Below are 26,530 nucleotides of genomic sequence, written 5' to 3' on the forward strand. Positions count from 1 at the left end.
GCTGGAAAAATAGCTGAGATCTAGCTTGGGAGTCCCGTAGGGACGGAGCATTTTTATTTGGCGGGGATAAAGACAATAAAAAAATTCATGCATTCGTGGCTATTAAAGAGGCAAGAAATAAGAGCCGAGAGATAAGAAAGAAGACCGAAGACTGAAGGAAATGAAACTTGGTTTTCCACCGAAAACCATTCGTGAATTAGTGGCTATTAAAGAGGCAAGAATTAAGAGCCGAGAGATAAGAAAGAAGACTGAAGACGGAAGGAAATGACACTTGGTTTTTCGGCGGTTTCACTTAAAACTATTAGTGAATTCGTGGCTGAAAAAGGCACAAGTGATAAGAATTAAGGTCATTTCCTTCAGGAGAATATTTCTTTTGTCCACTGGGAAAATCCCATAAAAAAAAGCTCCCTCTCAGGAGCTTTTGAGTTTTTAGATAAAGAATTTGAGTTTGATCACTTCTTTTTCAGATAGGAAACGATAATGTCCCCTTTTCAAGTCTTTCTTATCCAATCCAGCATATAGAACTCGATCCAGGGCTGTCACATCATAGCCTAAGTGTGCAAAAATCCGACGGACGATGCGGTTTCTTCCGATATGAATCTCCAGACCAAGTATGGTTCTATCCTTGGACAAAACCTGCATATCATCCACATTTGCCGGACCATCTTCCAGCGTCAATCCTTCTATAATCGCCTCCTCATCTTTCTTGGTCAGTGGCTTGTCCAGTGTCACTTGATAGATCTTTTTGATCTCATTGGATGGGTGAGAAAGCTTTGCTGCCAGTTCTCCATCATTGGTGAAAAGAAGAAGACCTGTGGTATTTCGATCCAATCGCCCTACGGGAAAAATCCGCTCTTCACAAGCATTCCCAACCAGATTCATCACGGTCTTTCGATCCATAGGATCATCCGTGGTGGTGATAAAATCTTTCGGCTTGTTCAAAAGCAGATAAACAGGCTTTTCGGGATTGATCCGCTTACCATTATAAACTACACGGTCGGATTTTTTTACTTTATATCCCAATTCGGTAATGACCTCATTGTTTACACTGATCAAACCTTTACTGATCATTTGATCAGCTTCACGCCGACTACAAATACCTGAGTTGGCGATATACTTATTCAGCCGGATATCTGTGCCGGATTCGGAGTCTTTTGATTTCTTTGAAGGAAGTGCATCAAAATTGTAATCCGGTCTATCCAAGTCATCTTTTGGAGTGTTTTTTCGATTTTTACCAAATCCAACCTTGGTATTACCCGTGGTTTTTTTAATAAATTCCTTTTCACCAAAGATGGGTTTTTGATCTTTTCCACGCCCCAAATAAGTCTGCTTTTGAGGTTCTCGATCACTCCTGCGATCTCCCTTTTCAAACTTCTTTTCAAATTTTTTAGGACTGTCGTCTTTTGCAAAATCCGGTCTGGGCTTCAGCGTCCTTTTCGGAAATTTACTATCCTCCTCCTTCTGAAATCTGGGCTTTTGATCTCGGTTTTCATCTTGTTTCCAGTTCCGTGAACCTGAAGGTCTCTTGCCATCAAATTTTTTCGGGGAACGCTTTTGATCGTCTTTACCGGAAAACTTGGATTTTGAATTGCTCTTTGATTCTTCAGAATCAGATTTAGAGCTAAAAAATGGTCTTTTTGAATTGTCTTTTTTCATAGAATATGCAACATCACTGCTGTAGTAAGATTTGTAAACAAGAACTTGAAATACAAGTTCTTAATCGGGCTGCAAAGGTACAACCAATAATTGGAATTTACTTATTGATCAAAAAAATCACTGATTCTTATAATAATGCTCCGTGGCCTTGCGAACGGATCCCTCTGAAAGCAGCAAAGCCTTAGCCTCCCGCTCATTAAGTCCGGTTGCTTCCATAATCATGCGAGTTCCTCTATTGACTAATTTGGCATTAGACAGCTGCATATCGACCATCTTATTCCCCTTGACCCGACCGAGTTTGATCATCACTGTAGTTGATATCATATTCAACACCAGCTTCTGTGCGGTTCCTGCCTTCATTCGGGTACTTCCTGTGACAAATTCAGGCCCGACTACTACTTCGATCGGGTATTCAACTTCCTGACTTAGAGGAGAACTGGGATTACAAGTGATGCAGGCCGTTAAAAGACCTTTTGCTTTGGCTTCCCTCACTCCTCCGATTACATAAGGGGTAGTTCCCGAAGCCGCAATTCCTATCACCGTGTCTTTTTCATTAAATCCATATTCCAGGATGTCTTTCCAGGCTTGATTTTCGTCGTCTTCCGCATTTTCCACCGCTTTACGAATGGCATCGTCTCCTCCGGCTATCAGACCGATCACCCAATCATGAGGAACTCCATAGGTCGGCGGACACTCAGAGGCGTCCAAAATCCCCAGCCGTCCTGAAGTTCCCGCTCCGATATAAAATAAGCGTCCTCCAGCATCCATCCGCGGAACGATCTTCTCAACCAAAGCAGAGATGTTAGGAATCACCTCTTTTACAGCTTCAGGTACTCGGTGATCCTCTTGATTGATATTTTGTAGAAGCTCCTGTACAGACATGAGCTCTAAGTTATCGTAATGGGAGGTGCTTTCAGTTACTTTCATCGGTTGATTGGTTATTTTTCAATAGGCTGAAAATGCCCCGCTCCATGAAGTCAAGAGGCAGGTGTTTTAAGGGGTACTTCATAGTTTTTTCTGATGATAAAGCGTCAGGCCTGCAATCGGGCTTTCGATGATCAATTTAACATGTAATCCCCTATCCATGGCTGCCTTGCGAAGAATGTCCGAATTGTAATGGGCAATGGACCCTACAAAGTTCACTGGCTTTTTATCATAATCCCGATACTTGCATACATGCTTGGAAAAGAACTCCTGAAAGGAATCATAAAACAGCTGATAGCAATAAGGATTTGATCGATGCTCCGTGATAAATCGGCAAAAGCTCGCCATATACCGATTGGGAAAGGGCTGACGATAGACGTGATCCTGAATGATCTCCCGAGTCAAATGAAACCGCTCTAAAACTTCAGCTTTGATCTCCGACGGCATTTCGTCATTTATGAAATCACGAAGAAATTTTCTCCCTACATATCCTCCACCCCCTTCATCACCCAAGATATAACCCGGTGCCGGCCGGGAATCGATGATTTTCTCACCGTCATAATCACAACTATTGGAGCCCGTGCCCAAAATACAGGCAATTCCTGCCTCATAGCCACAGGTGGCATGCGCTGCGGCAGCAAGGTCATGATCTACTTCGATATGGGCCTCGGAGTATAGGGTTTGAAGCGCCTGAACTACTTCAGCTTTGCGCTCAGGGGCTGAGCATCCCGCTCCATAATAGAAAATCTGCTTTACCGATCCTTCCAAATTAAGCAGAAATTCATCCCTCATTTGCAAGGCCATTTCTTCGGAAGTCTGATAGTAGGGATTAAAACCTACTCCCCTATGCTGAGAGATTTTTCCATCCGGATGAATTACCCTCCAATCCGTCTTACTCGATCCGCTATCCGCTATCAATATCATAAATTCTCCAATTTTCCTATGGGCTGAAACCGCTCAAAAACCCGCTGTGTATGGGGGGCATCTGCCAGTTCTTCGGTCAGATCCTGACCAGCCCAGTGTTCATAATGCTTCCCGTTTTTCCATAATTTAGATTTACTCACATCATAAATGATGCCTTGGAAAGCGATCCATATTTCAGGTTTATCCTGCCCATTTCGTAAGGCAAGCTGCTGCTTCGTGTAAACCTTCATTAAAGCAATTTAATCTGAGCATTGATCCAACGTTCCGGGATTTCGCCTTTTTGGGCAGTTTGATAATCCGAGTAGCTACAGGGAACGGTACTGACCCGATCAAATTTTTCAGTTTCATTGTGTGGAATTTCCATCCACCATTTTCCGCTCTTCTTGCTTTTGTAGAAAACGAGCGTATTCGGCTTGGTGTCCAAGGAAACGGTGTATTTGATATAATCACTGCTTTTAAAGGATAGACTGTCCTTACGGGAATAAAAGCCCTCAATAAAATACCAAATCATCACAGCGGCGACTTTTGCGGTTTTATTATGCGCGTCATCATAGTAAGGCTCGTAACTGTAGATCCCCATCGAGCTGAGTTTTTCATTCATGCCGGCAAACCAACAAATCTGACAAGCTTCCTGTGCAGTCAATCCAAAGGGCTGGGCGTCGACTACTCCTGGAGCATCAGCCGATTGAATCGCACAAAGGTCAAAACTCAATAAATCCGCATTTCGGATCATGGGTTCTATCTCCTTCAATTCTTTCCGCACGATCCCCAATCGCATATGATCAAAATACAACTTCTCCATGACATTGATCAATGATGGATCTACCAAAAAGCTCTGATATGCCAAATGAGAATAGGAAAATAAAAAATTGGGCTGATGAAGGATTATTTCCTGGGTATGCTGATCAGCCATGGGACCGGATTCTTCCAAATCCAGTTTAGAATCCACAGTCAAAAGGCTGACTAATTTTTTCATCTTTTGATAAGACAGGTACTGGCCATAATCCAAGTCATGGGTACCGCCGATGTAGATGGGGAGAATCTGCTGTTTCATCAAAAATTCTCCGACTTTTTGAATCCGATCGTAGGTTTCTTCCAGGGTTTTTCCCGGAGTCAGGTCTCCCAAATCGGCGATGCGATAGGCCCCCATTCCGCGTTTCAGATCATAAAGCTTTTCTCTGATTTCGGTAGCTCCTCTTGCGATACTTTCCCCTTTTTTAATTCCTCGGTCTTCCTTGAGGCCGACAAGTGCGATCTGTATGCCTTTTAGGTCGGGAAATTCTTCCCCAAACCAGTGAATCTGCTTGAAAAAGGAATTTTCAGAATACTTTTTCTGCCAAAGAAACTCTGCAACAGGTTCAAAAAAAGAAGATATACTCATAAAAGAAGGGTGGATATGCGGTAAAAATAATCAAAAACCCGCCAAGAAATAAAAAAATCCCGCCGAAGCGGGATTTTTAAAGGAGATTAACCTCCAAAGTCATCAAATCTAATATTCTCTTGGGGAATTCCCAGATCGTCGAGCATCTTCAAAACTGCTGCGTTCATCAAAGGAGGGCCGCAAAGGTAGTACTCTACTTCATCTGGCTCCGGATGATCTTTCAGATAGTTGTCATACAAGACTTGGTGAATAAATCCTACGTAGCCATCACCTTCTTTATCATCAAGTGACTTTTTGATCTTCCAATTATCCTCTGGAAGTGGCTCGGAAAGACCGATATGGAAATTAAAGTTTGGAAAGTCTTTTTCGATATCTCTGAAGTGAGGTGTGTAGAACAATTCCTTCTTAGATCGACCTCCGTACCAGTATGAAACTTTTCTACCTGTCTTTTCAGTATGGAAAAGGTGGAAGATGTGAGATCTCAACGGGGCCATACCTGCCCCACCACCGATGTAGATCATTTCTCTTTCGGTAGGATTGATATGGAATTCACCGTAAGGTCCGGAGATGGTTACTTTGTCTCCTGGCTTTCTTGAGAATACATAAGAAGAACAAACTCCCGGATTGACATCCATCCACTTGTTATTCGCACGATCCCATGGTGGTGTAGCGATACGAATGGTCAGCATCACAATGTTACCTTCAGCAGGGTGATTTGCCATGGAATACGCTCGGAAAAGTTCCTCGTCGTTTTTCATGACTAGATCCCAAAGCCCAAATTTATCCCAATCACTCTGATAGACATCGGCAGGGTGTCCCAACTCTGGATGTGGAGTGATATCCATATCCTTGAAGTTAACGGTAATGACAGGAACATCAATTTGAATGTATCCACCTGATTCAAAGTCAAGATTTTCTCCCTCAGGAAGTTTTACTTTGAATTCTTTGATGAAAGTAGAAACGTTGTAATTCGAGATTACTTCGCAATCCCACTTCTTGATACCAAAGATCTCCTCCGGTACACGGATTTTCATATCCTGCTTTACCTTCACCTGACAGGCAAGACGAACATTTCCTTGCTGCTCAGCTCGGCTAAGATGTCCGACTTCGGTAGGAAGCACTTCTCCTCCACCTTCTTCGACCACGCACTTGCACATCGCGCAAGTTCCGCCGCCTCCACAGGCTGAAGGAAGAAAAATTTTCTGATTGCCTAAAGTTGACAATAAGCTTACGCCAGCAGAAGTGACGATTGGCTTGCTTTCGTCACCATTGATGACAATCTTAACATCCCCGGAGTTGACCAATTTGGATTGGGCAAAAAGGAGAATAAATACCAGTAGCAGGATAATTAGGGTAAAAGCTACAATGGAAGTAATAATTACAGAACCCATGAAATTTTGGTTTTACTTTTCGTATGGAATCCCACAATTGGGAGCACAAATATATTTATTAATCAGTAAAAGAGGCCAAAATTGAACTCAAATTTGCCCAATTTAACCCTCAGATTTTTATAGGATAACTGATTAATTGTTCAAGAGGTTTAACAAAGTGGTCAACCTGTTTTTCAACTGTCTACGATCGATGATGAAATCCAGAAATCCGTGTTCCAAAACAAACTCTGAACTTTGAAAACCTTTTGGTAAATCCTTGCCGATCGTCTCTCTAATGACCCGAGGACCCGCAAAACCGATCAAAGCTCCAGGCTCGGCAATATTAAAATCGCCCAGCATGGCATAGGATGCAGTCACTCCGCCCGTCGTCGGATCTGTGAGTAGGGAAATGTAAGGGATTGCTGCTTGATCCAGCAAGGCCAGCTTGGCAGAAGTTTTTGCCATTTGCATCAGAGAAAATCCAGCCTCCATCATCCGGGCTCCTCCAGACTTGGAAATCATCAAAAAAGGAATTTTGTGCTTTAATGAATAGTCGATCGCCCGTGCGATTTTTTCTCCGACTACCGAGCCCATGGAGCCTCCAATAAAATTAAAATCCATACACGCCACTACGATCGCCAACCCATTCATTTTTCCATGTGCAGTTCTTACTGCATCATTGAGCTCGGTCTTTTCGATGGTAGCCGTGATCCGGGAGGTGTAGGGTTTAGTATCAGAAAATTTGAGCGGATCTCCGGACTTCATATCCTTATCCAGCTCAGTGAATTTGTTGTTGTCAAAAAGGATCTCGAAATATTCCTTGGAGCCGATTTTGACGTGAAAGTCATCATCAGGACACACAAAGGCGTTATTTTTAAGTTCTCGGGTATGGATGATATTTCCATTGGGGGTTTTAAACCACAAGCCATCCGGCGCATCTTTCTTCTCTGCGGTTGAGGTTTTGATCCCTTTGTCAGTTCGTTTAAACCAAGCCATATTGAGTTTTTAGAATTTTTTTTGACGAGTCAAAGAGTACAAATTTAGACCTTAATTCCATTAAATAAAATCACCGGTCAATATGTGCCTAAGATTGAGATTTGGACGGTTTCCTAATTCTCTTTAGAAAAAATCGATTTTACTGCTGTGATAATTCTTCTATTTTTGAGAGAGAAAGCAACTAGGCTGCTTTAAAACCCTTCATAACCAAGTCCAAAAGAATGAATCTTCCCATCCTACTCACATTTTCAGCTGTAGTTTTATTCTTGGCCTATAAGTATTATGGTTCATTGGTTTACAAGAAATTTGGACTTTCGGACAAAAATCCGGCTCCTTCTCACACCCTGAGAGACGGAGTGGATTATGAACCGAGTAAACCGATCGTGGTTTTAGGTCATCATTTCGCCTCTATTGCTGGCGCTGGACCGATCGTCGGGCCGATTATCGCGGTTACTTTTGGATGGATTCCAGCCGTAATTTGGATTCTTGTTGGCGGAATATTTTTTGGGGCAGTACATGATTTGGGAAGTATGGCCGCATCACTCCGGACAGAGGGAAAGTCAATCGGTGTGATCATCAGAAATCAAATCGGACTTCGGGGAAAGCAGTTATTTATCATATTTAGTTTTTCTACATTGATTCTGGTAATCGGGGTTTTTGCAGATATTATCGCCAAAACTTTTGTCAGCAATCCGGGAGTGGCCTCAGCCTCAATTTTATTTATTTTCTTGGCAATAGGATTCGGGATTGTCAATAAGCTCGTCGGCAGCAGAAAAACAGCATTTATCCTCATCAGCATTATTGGTGTCATTTTGATGTACTATTTTGTGTACTTGGGAATGCAAATTCCTTTTGCGCTGGATTATCGCATTTGGATTTTACTCTTACTTGCCTATGCATTTTTAGCCTCGGTGACCCCAGTCAGCATGCTTCTTCAACCTAGGGATTATCTCAATAGCTTTTTGCTCTATGGAATGATGATCGCTGCGATATTGGGAGTTTTTGTCGCCAATCCTGAAATCAAAATGGGAAATGAAATCAGTCTTTCCTCCGAAAATTTAGGCTATATTTTCCCAGTACTTTTCGTGACTATCGCCTGCGGAGCAATCAGTGGTTTTCATTCTTTGGTCGCATCCGGTACAACTTCCAAGCAGCTGGACAAAGAATCCGATGCCAAAATCGTCGGTTTTGGGGGAATGCTGATCGAGTCTTTCTTGGCGATTATTTCGGTTGGTGCAGTAGTAGTGCTGACAAGAGGCGAATACCTCGAGCGATTAGGGGTAGAAGGCCCGGTGGCTCTTTTTTCGACAGGGCTAGGAGGAATGATTGCGACCTTGGGGGTTTCTGAGCAGTTTGCGGTTAGTTTTGTTGCCCTGACCGTTTCGGCATTCGCATTGACCACCTTGGATACTTGCACGAGATTGGCACGTTTTACCGTTCAGGAGTATTTTGAGGATGTTCCCCAGCCTTCGGCCAAATTCATTTCAAAAAACCGATATGTATCTACCGGTTTGGTCATCATCTTTTCGATATTGCTATTAGCCTCTGGAGAATTCACCACACTTTGGCCGATCTTCGGTTCTGCCAATCAGCTGCTAGCTGCCCTTGCCCTTTTGACGATTGCCGTTTGGATGATTCGGAAAAAAGAAAATGCGCTTTTTGTGACGATCCCCATGTTCTTCATGTTTACGGTCACCTTGGCTTCTTTAGGACTTTTTGCTTGGAAAAATTTTCAGGATCAAGTGTATGTATTGTCCATTATTGCAGCTTTGTTATTTGGATTGGCGATAGCCCTTATGATCTTAGCCACCAAAAGCATCAAAAAAGAAATCAAAGAGCCCGCAAAGGCTCTTTGATTTCAATTCATATTTAATCGGCACCGTCGATTTTTGCTTTATCAATGGAGTACTGAGCTACATTGATCCCCTGATTAGTTCCGACATAGGCATCAAAAGTCCAGTGAATACCACCATAAACTCTAGATATGGCAGCTTCTTCTGCCCATTCCCTAACTTGATTGGCCTCTTGAGGAAAAATATAAGCCAAAACCTCTGCACCGGCTGCCGAAAATGCAGAATGCCCGGAGGTATAGGATGGGAAATTGGGAGTACCGGCGATAGTTTCAAATCCTTCAATCAATTGAATAGGACGCGGATAATGATAGTAATATTTTGCATCCCAGCAACTAATCCCAGCATCCATGATCGCCATGTTCATATATGCCAAAGTCCTTGCTGATCTTAGGGTATTCAATTTATACTTCACTATAAACCGATTGGCAAAATCATTCCAATGTCCGGGAGGAGTATAGGTGCCTAATCCATCCTGCCAAAAATTGGCAATCCGTCTGCGTTCAACAGTTCGATTTGCTGCATATTCTTCAAGCAGCCGAACATCCTCCAGGTATTCGGGAGAATTAGGTGCTGGAGGAACTGGCGGGCGAGTTGCCTCCACGTTGGGGACATTCCACATGGTCACTTGACCAAATAATGGAGTCAGACCTACCGGACGCCGGGGCACTTCCAAATTTTCCCATTTCCATCCAAATCTTTCAAAAGCGGCATTTTCCAATGAATCCGACACGGATTTAGGAGTCTGGGCATTTTTCATACCGTCGCTACTGGCTCGCTGGAGGGCTACCGCTGCGATCTCTTTACCAATAATAACCCCTGCATCCACATCACTTTTCACATGTTCGCCAGAAAGCATAAGAGCTTGAAGATGATCCTGCTCGAGATTTTCCAAGTATTCCGCTTCCAATGGAAACATCGCTTTCAAAACCGCTACTGATGCTGCCGCTACGACAGCTCCATCTGACGGGTAAGAAGGAAGCGGGTTGGGTGCAAACTCATGTGGGATGGATTCATCGACCAAATACGGCGCCTCTCTATCAAAAGTAAATTTGTAATGCCAGGCGGTGATCATTCCGTCGAATTGCGCAACTGACAGGTAAGCTAGTGCTCTACTGGCATAAGGGGGATGCGCAAAAGGAAAGGCAGGCGGACCTGCTGGATTTGCGGGATTGGGCAGGGTGTAGGTCCCATCCTCATTGGGTCCCGGAATCAGATTATACTTGGCGATCAGTTCCAAGGCGATTTCATTCCATCTCACTACCGGGTTGTTTGTCCATCGATGGACGGCTTGTTTATCTGCCTCGCTTGCCTGAGACAAAATCTCCTTCAGTTCTGCTAATTCGGCCTGATAGGAATCCGAATCCACGGGCGAGGGTGCTGAGATTTCGATGGCAGCACCGTTCTCCACCAAAACCGGCTTCCAGTTTCCGCCATCCTCATCTATGGACGAGAAGGTATAGTTTTCAAAGGCCAGTTCGGTGGGTAGATCTTTCATACAGGAATAAAAAATTCCCGCTAGAACGAGTAATAGTATTGATTTTTTCATGTGTTTATAATTGTTTTTCAAAGGTCACATAGCCCGCCCCGATCTCTCGGGGGAATCTCGCAATGATAATCATCCCACTGTGTGTCGCCTTCGACATGCTCGATTTCATGCGTTTAGTTTTTTATTCCGAATTGATAAGTGACTCCCAAGCCCCAGGTTGACATTTCAGGCATATTTCTTCCCTCGATGACCTGATTCCAGTAGCCTAAAACTCCAAATCCATTAATTTTCGGGAAATAGTAATGAGCAAATCCCCCCAATCGCATAAAGTCTACCTTATTGGTAGGCTGGGGTGCATTGTAGGCCCTGATATCATCTCCGGAAACTGAATTTTGGGTTGAAAGTGTGGCTTCTACTCTCAGGGAATTTTGCCAAAACCATTTTCCGGCAGTGAGGTCAAAATTGATCGAATTGGGCACATCCATCCAAGGGGTGAAGTAACTCCCATTGTTGTAGTAATATTCTCTCTCTGCCTTAGTATATCCTTTCCATAAATAACCTGCGAGAGCTCGACCATAGAAACCACTTAGTAGTTGATAATGACCCAGAATTCTCCAGGCAAATTGTGGAGTTTTCAATCCCAAACTGTAGGGTTGGTAATCGGACAAATAATTAGAGGCCGGGACAGAAAACATTGCTGATGCCAAAAGACTTAGCTGATGTTTTTCGGTTTTTTTATCCAAAATCTGATATTTAAATCCTGTCGAAAGATCCTGTAGACCTGAGGTTCCGGCAAACTTTCCCCCATTAGGAATAGTAGAATTGGTCTGGACAAAAGGCAAGCCCAAATACATGTCCAATTTATCCGTAATACCATAAGCAGCCATGACCAAGGCAGACCTACGCTGCACCGTAGCAATCGTGCCGTTTTTCCTTAATACTTCGCCCTCCCAATACTGATCAAATCTTCCAAATTCATAATTTACCAGGATACATAAGTCCTGTTTTGGCATCATCAATTCATCAAGAGGTGTCTGTCCATTGGATTCTATGGAGATCAAGTGGAAGCAGCAGAGAAAAACTAATGGAATCAATTTTCTATTTTCTAGCATAATTTTTCTGTTCAATAGGTTCATCTTCCTCATTATAATGAGTTAAAAATCTCAGGAGCTTTTTTTGGAATCCTCCAAGCCAAGGAGAAATTGACCAAATAATCAGCAAAAGCCGCATCTCCATGGACCACATCTCCAGGACTGCTGTCTGCGATGTCGGTCAGACTTTGGGTCCGGTTACGAACCAAAGCAACAGGGACATTTACTGTAGCGGTGACATTTCCCAGCATATAGCTGACTCCCGGCTCCACTGAAATCACATAGCCTGGACGTCTAAACCCATCGCTTTCGCCCAAAATATCACGAACGGGTACTCCCTCAGCCCGGCCCCCCAGGATAATACCCAACCCATGTACGGATTTGATCCCATAAAATACTCCTCCTCTCAAGGCAAATTGATCCGGGACACTCATGATGGCTTCACTCTGTCGGCTCCGGTTCGTTGGAGTTCCATTCACGTTTCTCGGATTGAATAAGTAAAACCCACTGTAATAGCCATAAAGTCCCTGATTCAACTCCCAGATTCCCTGTGTATCCACTATCAATCCCAGACCTCCATCTCCTAATTGAATGGATTGGTCCACCGTACGTAGCTCAGAGTTTCCATTGGGTCCGACGTTGTAAAAGGTACTCTTGGCGGCATAATCACCGGTAGGCAATTTGAGTCCTAGTCCCAAAGCCATGTTTCCTTTTCGGGGTTTTTCATCCGAAAAAAGCCAATATCCCCCTCCGATTCGCATATCTGCTAATCCTTGGGAGTAGGTTTTGTGTCTGGATTCCCGACCATGCTCATACAGTGAGGAGCGCTCATTGTAGGCATAAGGCAGGGATATCAATCCATAAAATCGATCAGTAAAAGCATAACTCACATTCAGGTCCACTCCATGGGACCAGTTGATTACCTCGGTGTTATTTTCGATCCGACTGGGTTCTTCGTGAGTACCTCGAAAGTGCCGAAAACTCCTGAAATAGCGGTAATTCAGGCTTAAGTTCCAGTCGCCTGCGGCTTGAAAATTACCCTGTCCGACCGCATTGCCTATGCCGGAAAATTGCCGGATAGCGACGCAGCCTTGACCAAAGCTAAAATAAGGGTGCAGGAACAGTCCTGTCCCTAGAATTAGGACTAGTAATATTTTTTTCATCTTGTATTAGCGTATAAGTTTTGAGAAAATCTCCTACGCTTCAAACCCATCCCATTGATGAAATCAGACAGATATAATTTCCCCTAAAGCATGGAGAAAATATTTTGCCTGGGCTGACCGAAATGGGAGAGCATTTAAAGCTGAGGAGAATAAATAAGTCAGTGGTCAGCATTGGACCCACTGATTTTGGGCAGGAACAGCCGTTCCATTCTGTTTCAAGCCAAAGGTGAAACAGAAAAATTGACCCAAGAAAACCTTAGCTAAGCTGTGGAGGCGGTGAGTCTAATTGAAAAAAAGGACTCTTATAAGCTGAAAAAATAAACCCTTGATGTGTTAATTCCGGTGCTAGTCTGAAAGTCTGGAAATCCAAAAATTCTAGTTCCAGGTAATCTTTTACAAATATTTTTAGCTGATTGGAGCTTTGATTGTCTCCGGGAAATTCACGTTCGGCCAAGGCTGAAACCCATTTCATTACCGTTGACTCCAAGGTTTGGCGGGCTGTATCTGGTACATAAACGATCTGAAGGGTATCACTCTGATACCGTTGCTTGATCGCCCGATAATAATTTCCGTTCTTTTCAAATCGGGTATTGGTTAATTGAAAATCTTCCTGATCAGCCATGTAAGGCGCACTCAAGGGAATTTCCATCAACTGCTCTTCCAATCCTGACAGCTCCTGTCCGTAGATCTTATCCTGCCAATTGGTCTCCAATTGATATTTTTGGGAAAAGTAGAATAGATAATACCCAAAATGATAGCTCATAAAGCAAAGAAGGAGCGCTATGGGTAAGACTTTTTTCAAAAGAAAATAAATTAACTGCCTAAATCCGAATTCACTAAAATTTATTATCGGAAAGTAACTCAATGATAAAATAAATTCCTAAAAAAATCAAAAAAGACGAGCCATAAATTTTGATAACCTTAAGTCGATTCATTCGGTCCAAAAACCATAAAACCAAGACAGGTCTAATCAATCCAGCCAAAAGTAATAAAAAGCTGAAACAAGCTAACAACAACAAAACAAGAGAGACCGCTTCCAGCATATTTCAAAACTAAAAAAGGAACGACTTTCGCCGTTCCTTTTTCTCAAAATTTATTCAAACTTTATTTTTTACGTTTGATTTCCTTCATCTCATAACCTTCGATGGTATCGTCTACTTCGATGTTATTGAAGTTCTTGATCGAAATACCACATTCGTAACCGGCCTTCACCTCTGCTACATCATCCTTGAATCGCTTCAACTGATCGATTTCACCGTCATGAATGACAATTCCGTCCCGAATGACACGGATTTTATTCTTTCTGGTAATGAATCCATCGGTCACATAAGAACCTGCCACTGTTCCCACCTTGGAGATTTTGAATACTTCACGTACTTGGATATTTCCAGTGATGACTTCTTCAAATTCAGGTTCAAGCATCCCTTCGATGGCATCCTTGATTTGATTGATCGCATCATAGATAATCGAATAATGGCGGATCTCAATCTCTTCCTGCTCGGCCACCTTTTTGGCATTAGAAGAAGGTCGAACCTGGAATCCAATGATAATCGCATCTGACGCCGAGGCCAAAAGCACATCAGATTCTGAAATCTGACCGACACCTTTGTGAATGATATTTACTTTAACCTCATCTTTAGAAAGCTTGAGTAAAGAATCCGAAAGGGCTTCGACCGAACCGTCCACGTCACCTTTGATGATGATATTGAGTTCTTTGAAGCTTCCGATCGCCAAACGTCTTCCGATTTCATCAAGCGTAATGTGCTTCTTGGTTCGAAGACTTTGCTCACGCTGAATCTGTTCTCGGGAGTTGGCAATCTCTCTCGCCTCTCGCTCGGAATCATAGACCTTAAAGGTATCTCCGGCCTGAGGTGCACCACTCAATCCCAGTACTTGTACCGGAGTCGATGGGCCTGCTTCTTTTACCTTTTTGCCTTTGTGATCAAACATGGCTTTCACTCGACCATGATGCTGTCCGGCTAGGATGATATCTCCGATTTGAAGGGTACCAGCCTGAACCATGATGGTCGTGACATATCCTCTTCCTTTATCCAGAGATGCTTCAATTACGGTACCTACCGCATTTTTATCCGGATTGGCTTTTAATTCGAGAATTTCTGACTCAAGGAGTACTTTTTCAAGTAAATCTTCTACGCCCTGACCCGTTTTGGCCGAAATGTCCTGAGATTGGTATTTACCACCCCACTCTTCGACCAGCAAGTTCATATTTGCCAATTCCTCTTTGATTTTGTGAGGATTTGCATTGGGCTTGTCCACTTTATTGATTGCGAAAATCATCGGGACCCCTGCAACTTGGGCGTGATTGATTGCCTCTTTGGTTTGAGGCATGATATTATCGTCTGCGGCGATTACAATAATTGCCACATCCGTGATTTTGGCTCCCCTAGCACGCATGGCCGTAAAGGCTTCGTGACCCGGTGTATCCAAAAATGCAATTTTATGCCCGGTTTTTGTCATCACGTCATAAGCTCCGATGTGCTGGGTAATTCCCCCGGCTTCATCCTCGGTGACTTTTGACATCCGGATATAATCCAAAAGGGATGTTTTACCGTGATCGACGTGACCCATGATGGTGACGATTGGGGCTCTTTCTACCAAATCCTCTGCCTCATCAGTTTCTACCTCGGCAATTTCATCCTCAATCGACTTGGTGAATTCGACATCATAACCAAATTCATCAGCTATAATGGTGATCGCTTCCGCATCCAAGCGCTGATTGATCGACACAAACATGCCCAAAGACATGCAAGTCGAAATAATCTGATTGACAGAAACGTCAAGTAGCGCCGCGAGATCATTGGCAGAGATAAACTCTGTTACTTTTAAGATCTTGCTGTTGTCCTCGGTATGAGTGTCAGTTTCTCGCTCTCTGTCGGCTTTTTTATCCCGACGGCTTTTCCCTTTGCCTCCTCCGGGTTTATTTCCCTGAAGTCTAGCCAGCGTCTGTTTGATCTGATCCTGAATTTCTTTTTGGGTAGGCTCTGCCTTTTGGGTCCTGTTGGGATGGTTAGCCTTTTGAGGAGTCCTTGGAGGACCACTTCTCTGTCCTTGATTTCTGTTTTGAGGACCTCCTCCTGCTTTGTCAATTCGTTTTCTCGGACGCTTTTTGTCTCGGTTTCGCTCATCGGAGGAAGCCACTGGTCCGCCTTTTTTCTTGCTTTTATCTACCGGCAATTCAATTTTACCCAAAACAGTCAATCCCTTAAGAGAATCTGCTTTGGCTGAAATCAACTGGGATTCCGGAGCTGTTCCTTTTGGGAGTTCAGGTTTCTTTTGTTCGACAGGTTTTACAGGCCCTTGTGTGGGCTTTTGATGCTGGGATTGCGCAGGTCTTTGCGCGGGCTGTTCAGGCTTTCTAGGTGCCTGAGGTGTTCTTTGTTCGGCGGGTTTTTGCGGTGCTTTTGGCTCATGGGCCTTCACAGGCGCAGCGGGTTTAGGAGCTGGAGGAGTAGGTTTCTTATTGAGATCGATTTTTCCCAATACTTTTATTCCTTCCAACTTGGGAGCTTCGGGCGCAACTTTCTCAGCCTCTTCCGCAGGAGCGGGAGGTGGGGTTGGCTTTTTCTCCTCTTTTTTCTCTTCTACCGGAGGGGGAGCAGGTTTTGGATCCTCCTTAGGTTGAGGTGCGGGAGCAGGCGCAGGTTCGGGCTCCGGAGCCTTTTCTGGCTTCGGCTCCGACTCTAGGGTCACCGTCTCGTGACGCTTCCCAATGGATAGATGGGATGCCTCCTCTTTTTCGAGCGCAGAGGATTTGAATTCCTTATTCAACATTTCTACCTGCTCCATGTTGATTTTGGAATTGGGATTATCCTGCACTTCAAAGCCCTTTTTAGCCAAACTCTCCACGATGGTTGCCGTTCCCACGTTGAGTTTTCTGGCTAAAGCGCCTAATCGCATCATTTTTTCTTCTGACATAAGCAAAAACCTCTTTCGAAATCTTATTGTAAAATTGGGTATTTTAAAGGGCTTTCAAACCCTTACTGTTCAAATTCTTGTCTGAGGATTCGGAAAATCTCATCGATGGTCCCCTCCTCAAGTTCGGTTCTTCTCAGCAAATCCTCTCGGGTAAGTGCCAATACACTTTTTGCTGTATCCAAACCGGTTTTCTTTAATTCTTCGATAATCCAAGCTTCAATTTCATCAGCAAATTCTGCCAAATCCACATCTTCCTCTTCATATTCGTTCAATTCTCTAAAGACATCAATCTCATAGCCTACCAATCGGCTTGCCAATTTGATATTGAAGCCTCCTTTTCCAATGGCAAGAGAAACCTGATCGGGTTTCAGATAAACTGAAATCCGCTTAGTCTCCTCATTCACTGCGATCGAAGAAACTTTGGCAGGACTCAGGGCACGAGACACGTAGAGGTCGAGATTTTCAGTGAAATTGATCACATCAATATTTTCATTCTGCAATTCTCTGACCACCGCGTGGATTCTTGATCCTTTCATTCCCACACAAGCACCCACGGGATCGATTCGGTCATCGTAAGACTCCACCGCTACTTTGGCTCGCTCGCCTGGTTCGCGTACGATCTTGACAATGGTGATCAAACCATCATATACCTCGGGTACTTCATTTTCAAACAATCGCTCCAAGAATACCGGACTGGTCCGGGAAAGGATGATTTTCGGAGTTCCGTTCATCATATCCACTTTATGGACGATCGCTTTTACCGAATCCCCCTTTCTAAATCTATCCTTGGGTATTTGCTCACCTTTGGGCAAAATCAATTCATTCCCTTCTCCGTCAATAAGCAAGATTTCTCTGCCTAGGATCTGATATACTTCTGCCGAAACGATCTCACCAACCTGCTCCTCATACTTATTGAATAGGAGGTCTTTTTCGAGATCTTTGATCCGCTGAATCAAGGTTTGACGAGCCATCTGAACTGCCCGTCTTCCAAAATCCTCCAACTCGATTTTTTCGTAAACTTCTTCTCCAATCTCAAAATCCGGCTCGATCTTACGGGCATCGGTGAGACTGATTTTGTCAAAATCCCAAATATCTTCAGAGTTGTCATCTACGATTTCCCGAATACGGAAAATTTCCAAATCGCCTTTGTCAGCGTTGATCGTCACATCGAAGTTTTCGTCTGTTTCAAACTTCTTGCGAATCATCGCTCGGAAAACATCTTCCAGAATACGGATCATGGTAGGTCGATCCACATTTTTAGATCTCGCAAATTCAGCGAAGGATTCTATTAAGACTTTGGCATCCATTTGATTTATTTAAAAGATACTTGAACAATTGATTTTTTTATATCCTCAAGGGCATGCGAAGTTTCTTCTTCAGTGGCTTTTTTCCCCTTCTCTTTTTTCTTGACCTGCAGCGTTATACTTCCGTCTGCCACAGTCAGGAGCTTACCTTTTACTTCTTTGCCATCTTGGAGCAAAACCTTGAGTTCCCTACCTATATTCTTTATATATTGCCTTTCGCTAGCAAGCGGATAATCCACTCCCGGCGAGGAGACCTCAATACGATAGGCGTTTTCGATCAGGTTTTTATCCTCGATTTCATTAGAAACTGCCCTACTCACTTTTGCACAAGTGTCAATCGTCACTCCCTGATCTGCATCAATGAGTATGCTGAGAAGTGTTTGGTCTCCTTGGGGAGAGATTTTCACTTCTACCACAAAATGGCCCTGATCAGGAAGATGACCTGACACCATTTCTTCTAGAACCTCGCGCAATTCAGACATAGTATGCATAATGAAAGAGGGGACTTGGTGTCCCCTCTAGAAACTTCGAATACGGCACAAATGTAAAATATTTTTAATCGAAAAACAATTTGTACTGAAATTCAATCGTCTATCAAATACATGCTCCTGTGGACCCAAACTGCTTGAATGCTAAAAAAATATTTTGCTGACTCTGATCAATTTTCTTTCGGTTTGATCGGAAAAAATATCTACTTTCTCTCCGATTTCTGCCACGAAGATAATAATTTTGCCGACCCCCGTTTAATAAGGTGTACCTTGCGTGCTCTTTATCAAACAGCAAACCTCAATTACAAAAGCCAATCATCAAAACATGGGATTATTTGATTTTTTCTCCAGTGATATAGCCATCGACTTAGGGACTGCCAACACCTTGATTATCCACAAGGATAAAATCGTGGTGGACGAGCCTTCGATCATTGCTATCGACAAAACCAACAACCGCGTACTGGCGGTCGGTAGGGAAGCAATGAATATGCATGAGAAAACTCACGAAAACATTAAAACGATCCGTCCTCTAAAAGACGGTGTTATTGCCGACTTTTATGCCGCTGAGCAGATGATTCGTGGGTTGATCAAAATGATCCCGGGACAGAAAAAAGGGATGTTTCCCCAATCCCATCGAATGGTAATTTGTATTCCTTCAGGTATTACCGAAGTGGAAAAAAGAGCAGTTCGAGATTCGGCTGAGCATGCCGGGGCCAAGGAAGTCTATATGATTTTTGAACCAATCGCCGCAGCAATTGGCATTGGGATTGATATTGAAAAACCGATGGGATCCATGATCGTGGATATCGGGGGAGGTACGACGGAGATCGCCTTGATAGCCCTATCGGGAATTGTCGCTGACCAATCGATCCGGGTAGCCGGTGATACTTTTACCAAAGATATCCTAGACTATATGAGAAGGCAACATAACCTACTCATCGGTGAGCGGTCTGCCGAGAAGGTCAAAATCGCAATTGGGTCTGCTTTGACCGAATTGGATGATGCACCCGAAGATTATGAAATCAGAGGTCGTGATCTCATGACCGGGATTCCTAAAGTCATCAAGGTCTCTTATTCCGAAATCGCATTTGCACTGGACAAATCAGTTTCTAAAATTGAAGAGGCAGTGCTCAAAGCACTGGAAATCGCACCGCCGGAACTATCTGCGGATATTTATGACAATGGCATCCATCTCACCGGAGGTGGGGCTCTGCTAAAAGGACTCGATAAACGCCTTCACCAAAAGACCAAACTTCCGATTCATATCGCCGAAGATCCACTCAGAGCCGTCGTTAGGGGAACCGGAACAGCTTTGAAAAACATACATAATTTTAGAACGGTATTGATGACCTAAACCCTGAATGCTACGCATCCTCCAATTTCTATATAGCCTTCGGGCTTTTCTTTTGTTTCTTTTGCTGGAATTGGTGGCAATCTGGTTAATCGTCTCCAATAATTCCCCACAAGGTGCGGCATTCTTCAACTCTTCCAATGCGGTTTTCGGTTCGGTATTAAAAACCCAATCAGACATTTCGGATTTTCTGGATTTGGCAGAGGCCAATGAAGAACTTTTGCGTCAGAATGCTGAATTGCTCGCACGATTGGAAGTGGTTGAAATTAACCGAGATAGTACCGACAATCAGCCACTAGACAGTAATTTTGTGGCTGAGCATGAGTTTAAAAGTGCCAGAGTCATTGCGCAGACCTTGCGCTATGCCCAAAATCACCTCACGCTAGACAAAGGAAAATCTCACGGCGTAAAACCTGGCATGGGAGTTTTTAACCATTCCGGGATAGTCGGACGGGTAAAAACAGTCTCAGAAAATTACTCAGTTGCCATTTCTGTCCTCAATACCGGGCTTTTGATATCCTCCAAAATCAAACCTTCCGGTGTCTATGGATCCATCAATTGGGATGGGCAAAACACAACAGAGGTAAAAATGCTCTATATCCCAAGACATGTCGAAGCCCAAGCGGGAGACACGGTCGTCACCTCAGGTTATAATGCGATTTTCCCGGAGGGAATTGCAGTAGGTGTCATCAAAAAAGTAGAACAAGGATCCAATCAAAATTACCTGGATATTGTCGTCGAGTTAAGCACAGATTTCAGTAAAATCAATTACGTATATCTTGTGGAAAACAATCAGATTGAAGAACGGGATACCCTTAACCAAGAAGCAGAAATAGTCAATGAATATTAGATCCCTGATTACTTTTATTTTCACAGGAATCATCTTAATGGTAGTGCAGGTTTTATTTCTGAAAAACCTGGCCGTATTCGGTGTAGCCATGGGTTTTTTATACCTCATGTTTATTCTTGACCTTTCTATCAACAGCAATAAAATCAATCTATTGTTGATCGCCTTCTTCTTGGGTTTGCTGATCGATATTTTCTACGATACGATCGGAATGCACGCTGCCGCCGCCACCTTGGTGGCATTTGTTCGGCCCTATTGGCTGAAAGCCATCAGTCCCACAGGCGGATATGACGAGTCCAATCGCCCGGACCTACACGAAATGGGCCTCAGCTGGTACATCAGTTATTCATTTCCTTTATTTTTTATCTATTCATTTTTATTTTTCACTATCGATCAGTGGGGAACTGGGGGATTGCTGGGAGTGCTGTATAAAAGTCTTTTTTCGACCATTTTCAGCATGCTTTTGGCTATACTGGTTCAAGTACTGTTCTTTAAAAGAAGGAGAAGAATCTAATGAACGATCAAAGACCGGTAGTCATCATCATTTTCATTTTTACGGTAGGGCTGATTCTTTTGATAAAATTATTCAGCATCCAAGTTGCGGATGATAGTTTTATGAAAAGAGCCGAGCGAAATGCAGTTCAGCGAGTAGTAGACCATCCCTACCGGGGATTGATTTATGACCGAAATGGTAAACTTTTGGTTTACAATAATCCCATTTTTGACTTGATGCTCGTCCCTCAGGAATTTGAAGTTGGCGATACTACGCGGTTTTTGGAGCTTTTTGACATCAGCAAAGAGGAACTGATCGAAGCCTACAATGCGGCCAAAAAATATTCCTGGGTAAAACCCTCCCCATTGATTAAACAAATCTCTACGACGGATTTTGCCCGAATTCAGGATTACCTTATAGACTATCCCGGTCTATTTGTCATGACTCGATCTGTCAGATCTTATCCACAGCCGGTCGCTTCCCATGCATTGGGATATATCGGAGAGATCAACGCCCGTCAGATGGAGCTGGATTCTGCTAAGTATTATTCTCAAGGAGACTATGTGGGATTGAGTGGAATGGAACGATATTACGAACGGCAGTTGCGGGGACAGAAAGGTGTTAAATATAAAATGGTGAATGTCCGCGGGGTGGACAAAGGCCCTTTCAAAGATGGAGAATACGATACCGCCTCGGTGGCAGGAATTAATCTCACCTCCACCATTGATATGGAATTGCAGCTTTATGGTGAGCAGTTGATGGCAGGAAAAACCGGATCGGTAGTTGCCATAGAGCCTAAAACAGGGGAAATTCTATCTATGATTTCGGCTCCTTTTTATGATCCGAATCAGTTGACAGGAGCGGATTTTGGAAAGACCTATACTGCTTTGAACAAAATGGAAACTAAGCCTTTGTTCAATCGGCCTATCATGGCCAAATACCCTCCGGGGTCAATTTTTAAAATTGTCCAAAGCTTAATTGGATTACAGGATGGGATTCTGACACAGGAAACCACATTCGCCTGTAACCGATCGCTGGTAGCATGCCATAATCACCCCTCACCGGTGAATTTATTCGGAGCCATTCGGAATTCCTGCAATCCCTATTATCATCAGGCTTTCCGAAGGATGATCAATCGGGAAGTCTCATCCAATACCTACAAAGACACCGAAATTGGGCTGAATGACTGGCGGGAAAAAGTAATGAAATTTGGCTTGGGGACATCTCTAGGCATTGATATCACCGGAGAACTGGGCGGGGATGTGCCTTCGAGCAAGCTTTATGATAAATTTTATGGAGAAGGTCGATGGAAATACTCGACGATTTATTCCCTGTCAATCGGTCAGGGTGAGCTGCAGGTGACTCCCCTTCAAATGGCCAATCTTGCCGCCATATTTGCCAACAAAGGGTATTATTATTCCCCCCACCTGATCAAGGCAATCAACGGAGACCAAACCCAAATCCCGGAGAAATACCGGATCAAAAATGAGGTAGGCGTAGATGCGCATCATTTTGATATGGTTCAGGATGCTATGGCGGAGGCCTTGTACGGAACGGCCAATCGAGCTATCATCCAAGACATCGTCATCGCCGGAAAAACAGGAACTGCACAAAATCCCCATGGAGAAGATCACTCGGTATTCGTGGCCTTTGCTCCCAAGGATGATCCCAAAATCGCCATTGCAGTCTATGTGGAAAATGCCGGCTGGGGTGGCCGTGCTGCGGCAAGTACTGCCTCCCTGATGATCGAAAAATACCTTCGGGGAATGATTACCAGACCCGCTCTGGAGGAATATGTGTTAGCTGGAGATTTTAAAGATTAAATGCGGGATTCGGATATACATATTAATCGTGTAGACTGGGTGGTAGTCACCATTTATTTTGCCTTGGTGATCTTCGGCTGGTTTAATATTTATGCGGCAGTGTACGACAGTCAGGCTCCTCAGAGCATGTTTGACATGTCTATCAACTCCGGCAAACAACTCGTACGAATCGGTGCGGCTGTGATTTTGATCGTTTTGATCATGGTGGCAGATTATCGGTTTTTTGAAAATCTGTCCCTTTACATTTTTATTGCATTTATGCTTTTGCTGTTGATTACGCCTATTTTTGGAAAGGTTGTCAATGGGCAGCGAGCCTGGTTCGAAATCGGACCCATTCAGATTCAGCCGGGTGAATTTGCCAAATTTGCCACTGCTTTGGCTTTGGCAAAAGTCATGGAGAGGCCCACCTTTGACCTCACCAAGAGAAACCATCAGTTGATCGCTTTTGGAGTGTTGCTGCTGCCGGTCGCCTTCATTTTGCTTCAGCCAGATACCGGTACAGCCATGGTTTATTTTGCCATGCTTTTGATGTTTTATCGGGAGGGATTTCCCCAGAAATATTACCTGTTGGGCTTTGGTTTCATTGCCTTGACACTGCTGTCCTTGGGGATCGAAAACAATCTTTATTTAGCTATTGGGATTGGTGTGATCATTTTGTTTTTGATCCTTTTAGGAAAAAAATCCTGGCAGAAAGTGGTGGCCTTTTCTTTGATTGGTTTGGGACTGATCGCTTACAGTTATAGTATAGATTATGTCGTATCCAAGCTGCCCGAGCATCAGCAAAACCGAATTATGGTCTTGTTCAATCCCAACTTGGACCCATTGGGAGTTGGCTGGAATGTCACCCAATCGAAAATCGCCATCGGCTCAGGAGGCTTGTTTGGAAAGGGCTATCTGGAGGGAACCCAGACCAAGTTTGATTTTGTCCCCGAGCAGCATACTGATTTTATTTTTTGCACGCTGGGAGAAGAATTTGGATGGGCCGGAAGCCTGGTGGTGATTTCGCTTTTTGTCACTTTGCTGGTTCGGTTGGTCATCATGGCGGAGCGGCAAAAAAATCGCTTTTCGCGGGTTTATGGGTATTGCGTTATTTCCATTTTACTTTTTCACTTTATGATCAATATTGCGATGACCGTGGGTTTGTTTCCTGTCGTGGGGATTCCGCTGCCATTTTTTAGCTACGGAGGATCATCCTTATGGTCATTTACGATTTTACTCTTCGTATTTATCAAATTGGATTCTTCCCGGGCACTTCAGCTCGGCCGATTTAAATAGGGTCTGCCAGACTTTTGAGTATGTCTTTAAAAAGAAAAAAGCTATCCAAAACCAAATAGGATAGCTTCAATCTAGAAATCAATAGAATTTAATCTGCGAATTTCCGGTAAATCAACTGGGTGAATTCATGAACTGCCTCTGATTGGACATCCCAGTCTAGTTCAGATACATAGCGCTGATTGACCAAATCGATCGCCTGATCAAAATCCCGACAATCATCGATGGATTTCAGCGCATGACCGAGTAGATCCGCGTTGCCATCAAATAACTCCTTGGTAAACATAAAGCGCTGATTGATGGCGAGGCTTTCGGATAATTCGCCCAAAATCGCCTTCATTCCTCGGTAGGATTCAATCGAAAAACGGGACTTCAAATCTTCCGAATTTAACTTTTTCCCATTCGATGTGGAATTCTGGATAGGTGCAGGTGGGGTTTCTCTGATTGGCTCCACAGTTGGTTTCACTGAAGTGTCCTCTCCCATTTGATCAAAAAATGACGAGTCGGATTCAGATTCCTTCTTCTCTTTTTCAACAACTGGACTAGATGGTACTTCTTCCTGAACCAAATAAGCATCAAGATCAAACGCCTGAACGTCCCCAAGGGTAGCCAAAAGTAAATTGACTGACTCGAGGTTCTCCTTCACAGCCTGATAATTGGCTGCAATGGCTTTTTTATACGCCGATCGATCATGACCAAATCCGGTCTTATCCACCAAAAATGAAATGACGGTCACATGCCATTTGTAATATTTTTTATTCTCTTTAAGGTATTCATTGATTTTACTTTCCGGTGCCTTGTCTATTTCAGACTGATAATATCCCACCGGATCAGTGGCGAGTTGTATGGCATTTTGGACCGCTGCAGCCACCAAAGGCTCCAAATAACTGCGCTCGACTTTTATCCTGCGGGAAAGCACGTTCATAAATTGAGTCAAGGCTTCGTGTACGGCTATATCCCTGTAATCAAAATAGGGATTGCTTTTCAGCTTTTCCAATTCCTCCTGCCAAAGCTCAAAAAGCCGCTTGATGACAAAGAAATTGACCTGCACAGCAGAGGTCAGCTGGACAATGTCCTGTCCTGTAATAAACTGCTTCTCTGCATAATATCGATCACAGACTTTGGAAGCGAAGTTTTTGGAGTAATTTTCTAAATAATTGCTGTTAATTTGGACTGTCATTGCTTAGGTGATGTTTAGAAAAGTAAACGAATAAATGCCGAAAATCGTCATTGAAAACCTATTTAATCGCACAATTAATTTTACGGATACTTCTCGTAAAGTTATTGAATTAATCCATGAAAATAATATTGATTGGATGCATGCCTGCGGCAAAAAGGGTCGATGCACCAGTTGCAAAATGATCATGGTATCGGGACAGGAAAATCTCAGCAGCCCCAGCGATCGGGAAATTTACTTTCGAAAACTCAAGAGACTCGGGCCAAATGAGCGTCTCTCTTGCCAGTGTAGTTTATTAGACGGAGAAATTTGTATCCGAGTCGCCGACATCAATAAATTTCCTCATTTAGAATACAGCGAATAGCATATGTTTATTGAACCTTCTGTCAATCGGAAAAATACTCCTTTCCAAAAAGGTCAAATCGAGGTCATTTGCGGTTCGATGTTTTCTGGAAAGACTGAAGAATTGATTCGGAGGCTGAATCGTGCCAAAATAGCCCGACAAAAGGTAGAGATTTTTAAACCCAGTGTGGACAAGCGCTATCATGAAGAGGATGTGGTCTCTCACAATGATACTTCCATCCGCTCCACGCCGGTAAATTTTGCAGAAGACATCCTCCTACTAAGCGGGAACTGCGATGTGGTCGGAATTGACGAGGTCCAATTTTTTGATGAGCAGATCGTTTCGGTTGCCCAAAAGCTGGCCAATCAAGGCAAGCGGGTGATTCTTGCCGGCTTGGACATGGATTTTGAAGGCAAGCCTTTCGGACCCATGCCTAAACTTATGGCCGTTGCGGAATATGTCACAAAAGTCCATGCCATCTGTATGAAATGCGGTGATTTAGCGGCATTTTCATTTCGATTATCAGACTCTAAGCAGAAAGTAATGCTTGGAGAAAAAGACAGCTACGAGGCTCGCTGTAGAAAATGTTTCTATGAAGACAAGCGCTAAAAAACGAGTTTCCACAATTTTCAACCTGAACTAATATCCCACT

At 43.5% G+C, this 26,530-nt stretch carries 23 protein-coding genes; 8 read left to right on the forward strand and 15 right to left on the reverse strand.

Going from position 1 to position 26,530, the window contains the following annotated elements:
• Positions 1-429 precede the first annotated feature (429 nt).
• The 7 genes from BM043_RS06420 to accD all read right to left on the reverse strand — a co-directional run bounded on the left by BM043_RS06420 (position 430) and on the right by accD (position 7,251).
• Complete coding sequence (locus BM043_RS06420; protein ID WP_092789965.1) at positions 430-1,656, reverse strand: pseudouridine synthase; 1,227 nt, start codon at positions 1,654-1,656, stop codon at positions 430-432.
• Between the two features lie 117 nt (positions 1,657-1,773).
• Positions 1,774-2,583, reverse strand: coding sequence for an N-acetylmuramic acid 6-phosphate etherase (murQ, locus tag BM043_RS06425; protein ID WP_092789967.1), 810 nt, complete (start codon positions 2,581-2,583; stop codon positions 1,774-1,776).
• Between the two features lie 78 nt (positions 2,584-2,661).
• The gene (locus BM043_RS06430; RefSeq protein ID WP_092789969.1) at positions 2,662-3,504 is read right to left on the reverse strand and encodes an N-acetylglucosamine kinase; all 843 of its coding nucleotides are present in this window, start codon (positions 3,502-3,504) and stop codon (positions 2,662-2,664) included.
• Positions 3,501-3,734, reverse strand: coding sequence for a cytochrome b5 domain-containing protein (locus tag BM043_RS06435; protein WP_092789971.1), 234 nt, complete (start codon positions 3,732-3,734; stop codon positions 3,501-3,503). The genes BM043_RS06430 and BM043_RS06435 overlap by 4 nt, the downstream gene beginning before the upstream one ends.
• Positions 3,734-4,885, reverse strand: a complete 1,152-nt coding sequence (locus tag BM043_RS06440) for a formimidoylglutamase (RefSeq protein ID WP_092789973.1) — start codon at positions 4,883-4,885, stop codon at positions 3,734-3,736. The genes BM043_RS06435 and BM043_RS06440 overlap by 1 nt, the downstream gene beginning before the upstream one ends.
• 86 nt (positions 4,886-4,971) lie before the next feature.
• Entirely contained in the window at positions 4,972-6,276 is a 1,305-nt protein-coding gene (gene nqrF, locus BM043_RS06445; protein WP_092789975.1) for an NADH:ubiquinone reductase (Na(+)-transporting) subunit F, read from the reverse strand.
• 132 nt (positions 6,277-6,408) lie between these two features.
• The gene (accD, locus tag BM043_RS06450) at positions 6,409-7,251 is read right to left on the reverse strand and encodes an acetyl-CoA carboxylase, carboxyltransferase subunit beta (RefSeq protein ID WP_092789977.1); all 843 of its coding nucleotides are present in this window, start codon (positions 7,249-7,251) and stop codon (positions 6,409-6,411) included.
• A gap of 221 nt (positions 7,252-7,472) precedes the next feature.
• Here accD and BM043_RS06455 point away from each other — a divergent pair, with 221 nt between their 5' ends.
• Positions 7,473-9,107, forward strand: a complete 1,635-nt coding sequence (locus tag BM043_RS06455) for a carbon starvation CstA family protein (protein ID WP_092789979.1) — start codon at positions 7,473-7,475, stop codon at positions 9,105-9,107.
• A 13-nt stretch (positions 9,108-9,120) separates the two neighbouring features.
• Here BM043_RS06455 and BM043_RS06460 read toward each other — a convergent pair whose 3' ends face one another.
• The 7 genes from BM043_RS06460 to BM043_RS06495 all read right to left on the reverse strand — a co-directional run bounded on the left by BM043_RS06460 (position 9,121) and on the right by BM043_RS06495 (position 18,566).
• A complete protein-coding gene (locus BM043_RS06460) occupies positions 9,121-10,650 on the reverse strand; it encodes a vanadium-dependent haloperoxidase (RefSeq protein WP_092789981.1) in 1,530 nt (509 codons plus the stop codon).
• Positions 10,651-10,763: 113 nt separating this feature from the next.
• Positions 10,764-11,702 (reverse strand): transporter family protein, encoded by a 939-nt coding sequence (locus BM043_RS06465; protein WP_143189485.1) that lies wholly within the window; start codon positions 11,700-11,702, stop codon positions 10,764-10,766.
• 32 nt (positions 11,703-11,734) lie between these two features.
• Positions 11,735-12,844, reverse strand: coding sequence for a hypothetical protein (locus BM043_RS06470; protein ID WP_092789985.1), 1,110 nt, complete (start codon positions 12,842-12,844; stop codon positions 11,735-11,737).
• Between the two features lie 256 nt (positions 12,845-13,100).
• The gene (locus BM043_RS06475; protein ID WP_092789987.1) at positions 13,101-13,646 is read right to left on the reverse strand and encodes a hypothetical protein; all 546 of its coding nucleotides are present in this window, start codon (positions 13,644-13,646) and stop codon (positions 13,101-13,103) included.
• 302 nt (positions 13,647-13,948) lie between these two features.
• The gene (infB, locus tag BM043_RS06485) at positions 13,949-16,780 is read right to left on the reverse strand and encodes a translation initiation factor IF-2 (protein ID WP_092789990.1); all 2,832 of its coding nucleotides are present in this window, start codon (positions 16,778-16,780) and stop codon (positions 13,949-13,951) included.
• 62 nt (positions 16,781-16,842) lie between these two features.
• Positions 16,843-18,087, reverse strand: a complete 1,245-nt coding sequence (nusA, locus tag BM043_RS06490) for a transcription termination factor NusA (RefSeq protein WP_092789992.1) — start codon at positions 18,085-18,087, stop codon at positions 16,843-16,845.
• 5 nt (positions 18,088-18,092) lie between these two features.
• Positions 18,093-18,566 (reverse strand): ribosome maturation factor RimP, encoded by a 474-nt coding sequence (locus tag BM043_RS06495; protein WP_092790480.1) that lies wholly within the window; start codon positions 18,564-18,566, stop codon positions 18,093-18,095.
• 331 nt (positions 18,567-18,897) lie between these two features.
• On the opposite strand from BM043_RS06495, the gene BM043_RS06500 reads away from it, so the two are divergent.
• From BM043_RS06500 to rodA, 5 genes are read left to right on the forward strand one after another with little or no spacing between them, the layout of a single operon-like run.
• A complete protein-coding gene (locus BM043_RS06500) occupies positions 18,898-19,926 on the forward strand; it encodes a rod shape-determining protein (RefSeq protein WP_092790482.1) in 1,029 nt (342 codons plus the stop codon).
• Between the two features lie 7 nt (positions 19,927-19,933).
• A complete protein-coding gene (mreC, locus tag BM043_RS06505) occupies positions 19,934-20,773 on the forward strand; it encodes a rod shape-determining protein MreC (RefSeq protein ID WP_092789994.1) in 840 nt (279 codons plus the stop codon).
• Positions 20,763-21,284, forward strand: a complete 522-nt coding sequence (gene mreD / locus BM043_RS06510; protein ID WP_092789998.1) for a rod shape-determining protein MreD — start codon at positions 20,763-20,765, stop codon at positions 21,282-21,284. Before mreC ends, mreD begins: the two co-directional genes overlap by 11 nt.
• Positions 21,284-23,086, forward strand: coding sequence for a penicillin-binding protein 2 (mrdA, locus tag BM043_RS06515; RefSeq protein WP_092790000.1), 1,803 nt, complete (start codon positions 21,284-21,286; stop codon positions 23,084-23,086). Before mreD ends, mrdA begins: the two co-directional genes overlap by 1 nt.
• Positions 23,087-24,361 carry a rod shape-determining protein RodA gene (gene rodA, locus BM043_RS06520; protein ID WP_092790002.1) on the forward strand — a complete coding sequence of 425 codons (1,275 nt, stop codon included), beginning with the start codon at positions 23,087-23,089 and terminating at the stop codon, positions 24,359-24,361. It abuts the gene before it with no gap.
• 88 nt (positions 24,362-24,449) lie between these two features.
• Here the strand turns inward: rodA and BM043_RS06525 are convergent, their stop codons facing one another.
• Entirely contained in the window at positions 24,450-25,538 is a 1,089-nt protein-coding gene (locus tag BM043_RS06525; RefSeq protein WP_092790003.1) for a hypothetical protein, read from the reverse strand.
• A gap of 34 nt (positions 25,539-25,572) precedes the next feature.
• On the opposite strand from BM043_RS06525, the gene BM043_RS06530 reads away from it, so the two are divergent.
• Positions 25,573-25,899, forward strand: a complete 327-nt coding sequence (locus tag BM043_RS06530; RefSeq protein WP_092790005.1) for a 2Fe-2S iron-sulfur cluster-binding protein — start codon at positions 25,573-25,575, stop codon at positions 25,897-25,899.
• A 3-nt stretch (positions 25,900-25,902) separates the two neighbouring features.
• Positions 25,903-26,487 (forward strand): thymidine kinase, encoded by a 585-nt coding sequence (locus tag BM043_RS06535; protein WP_092790007.1) that lies wholly within the window; start codon positions 25,903-25,905, stop codon positions 26,485-26,487.
• Positions 26,488-26,530 lie beyond the last annotated feature (43 nt).

Origin of the sequence: Algoriphagus hitonicola, from assembly GCF_900113375.1 — a bacterium.
In the GTDB taxonomy this organism is placed as follows: domain Bacteria; phylum Bacteroidota; class Bacteroidia; order Cytophagales; family Cyclobacteriaceae; genus Algoriphagus; species Algoriphagus hitonicola.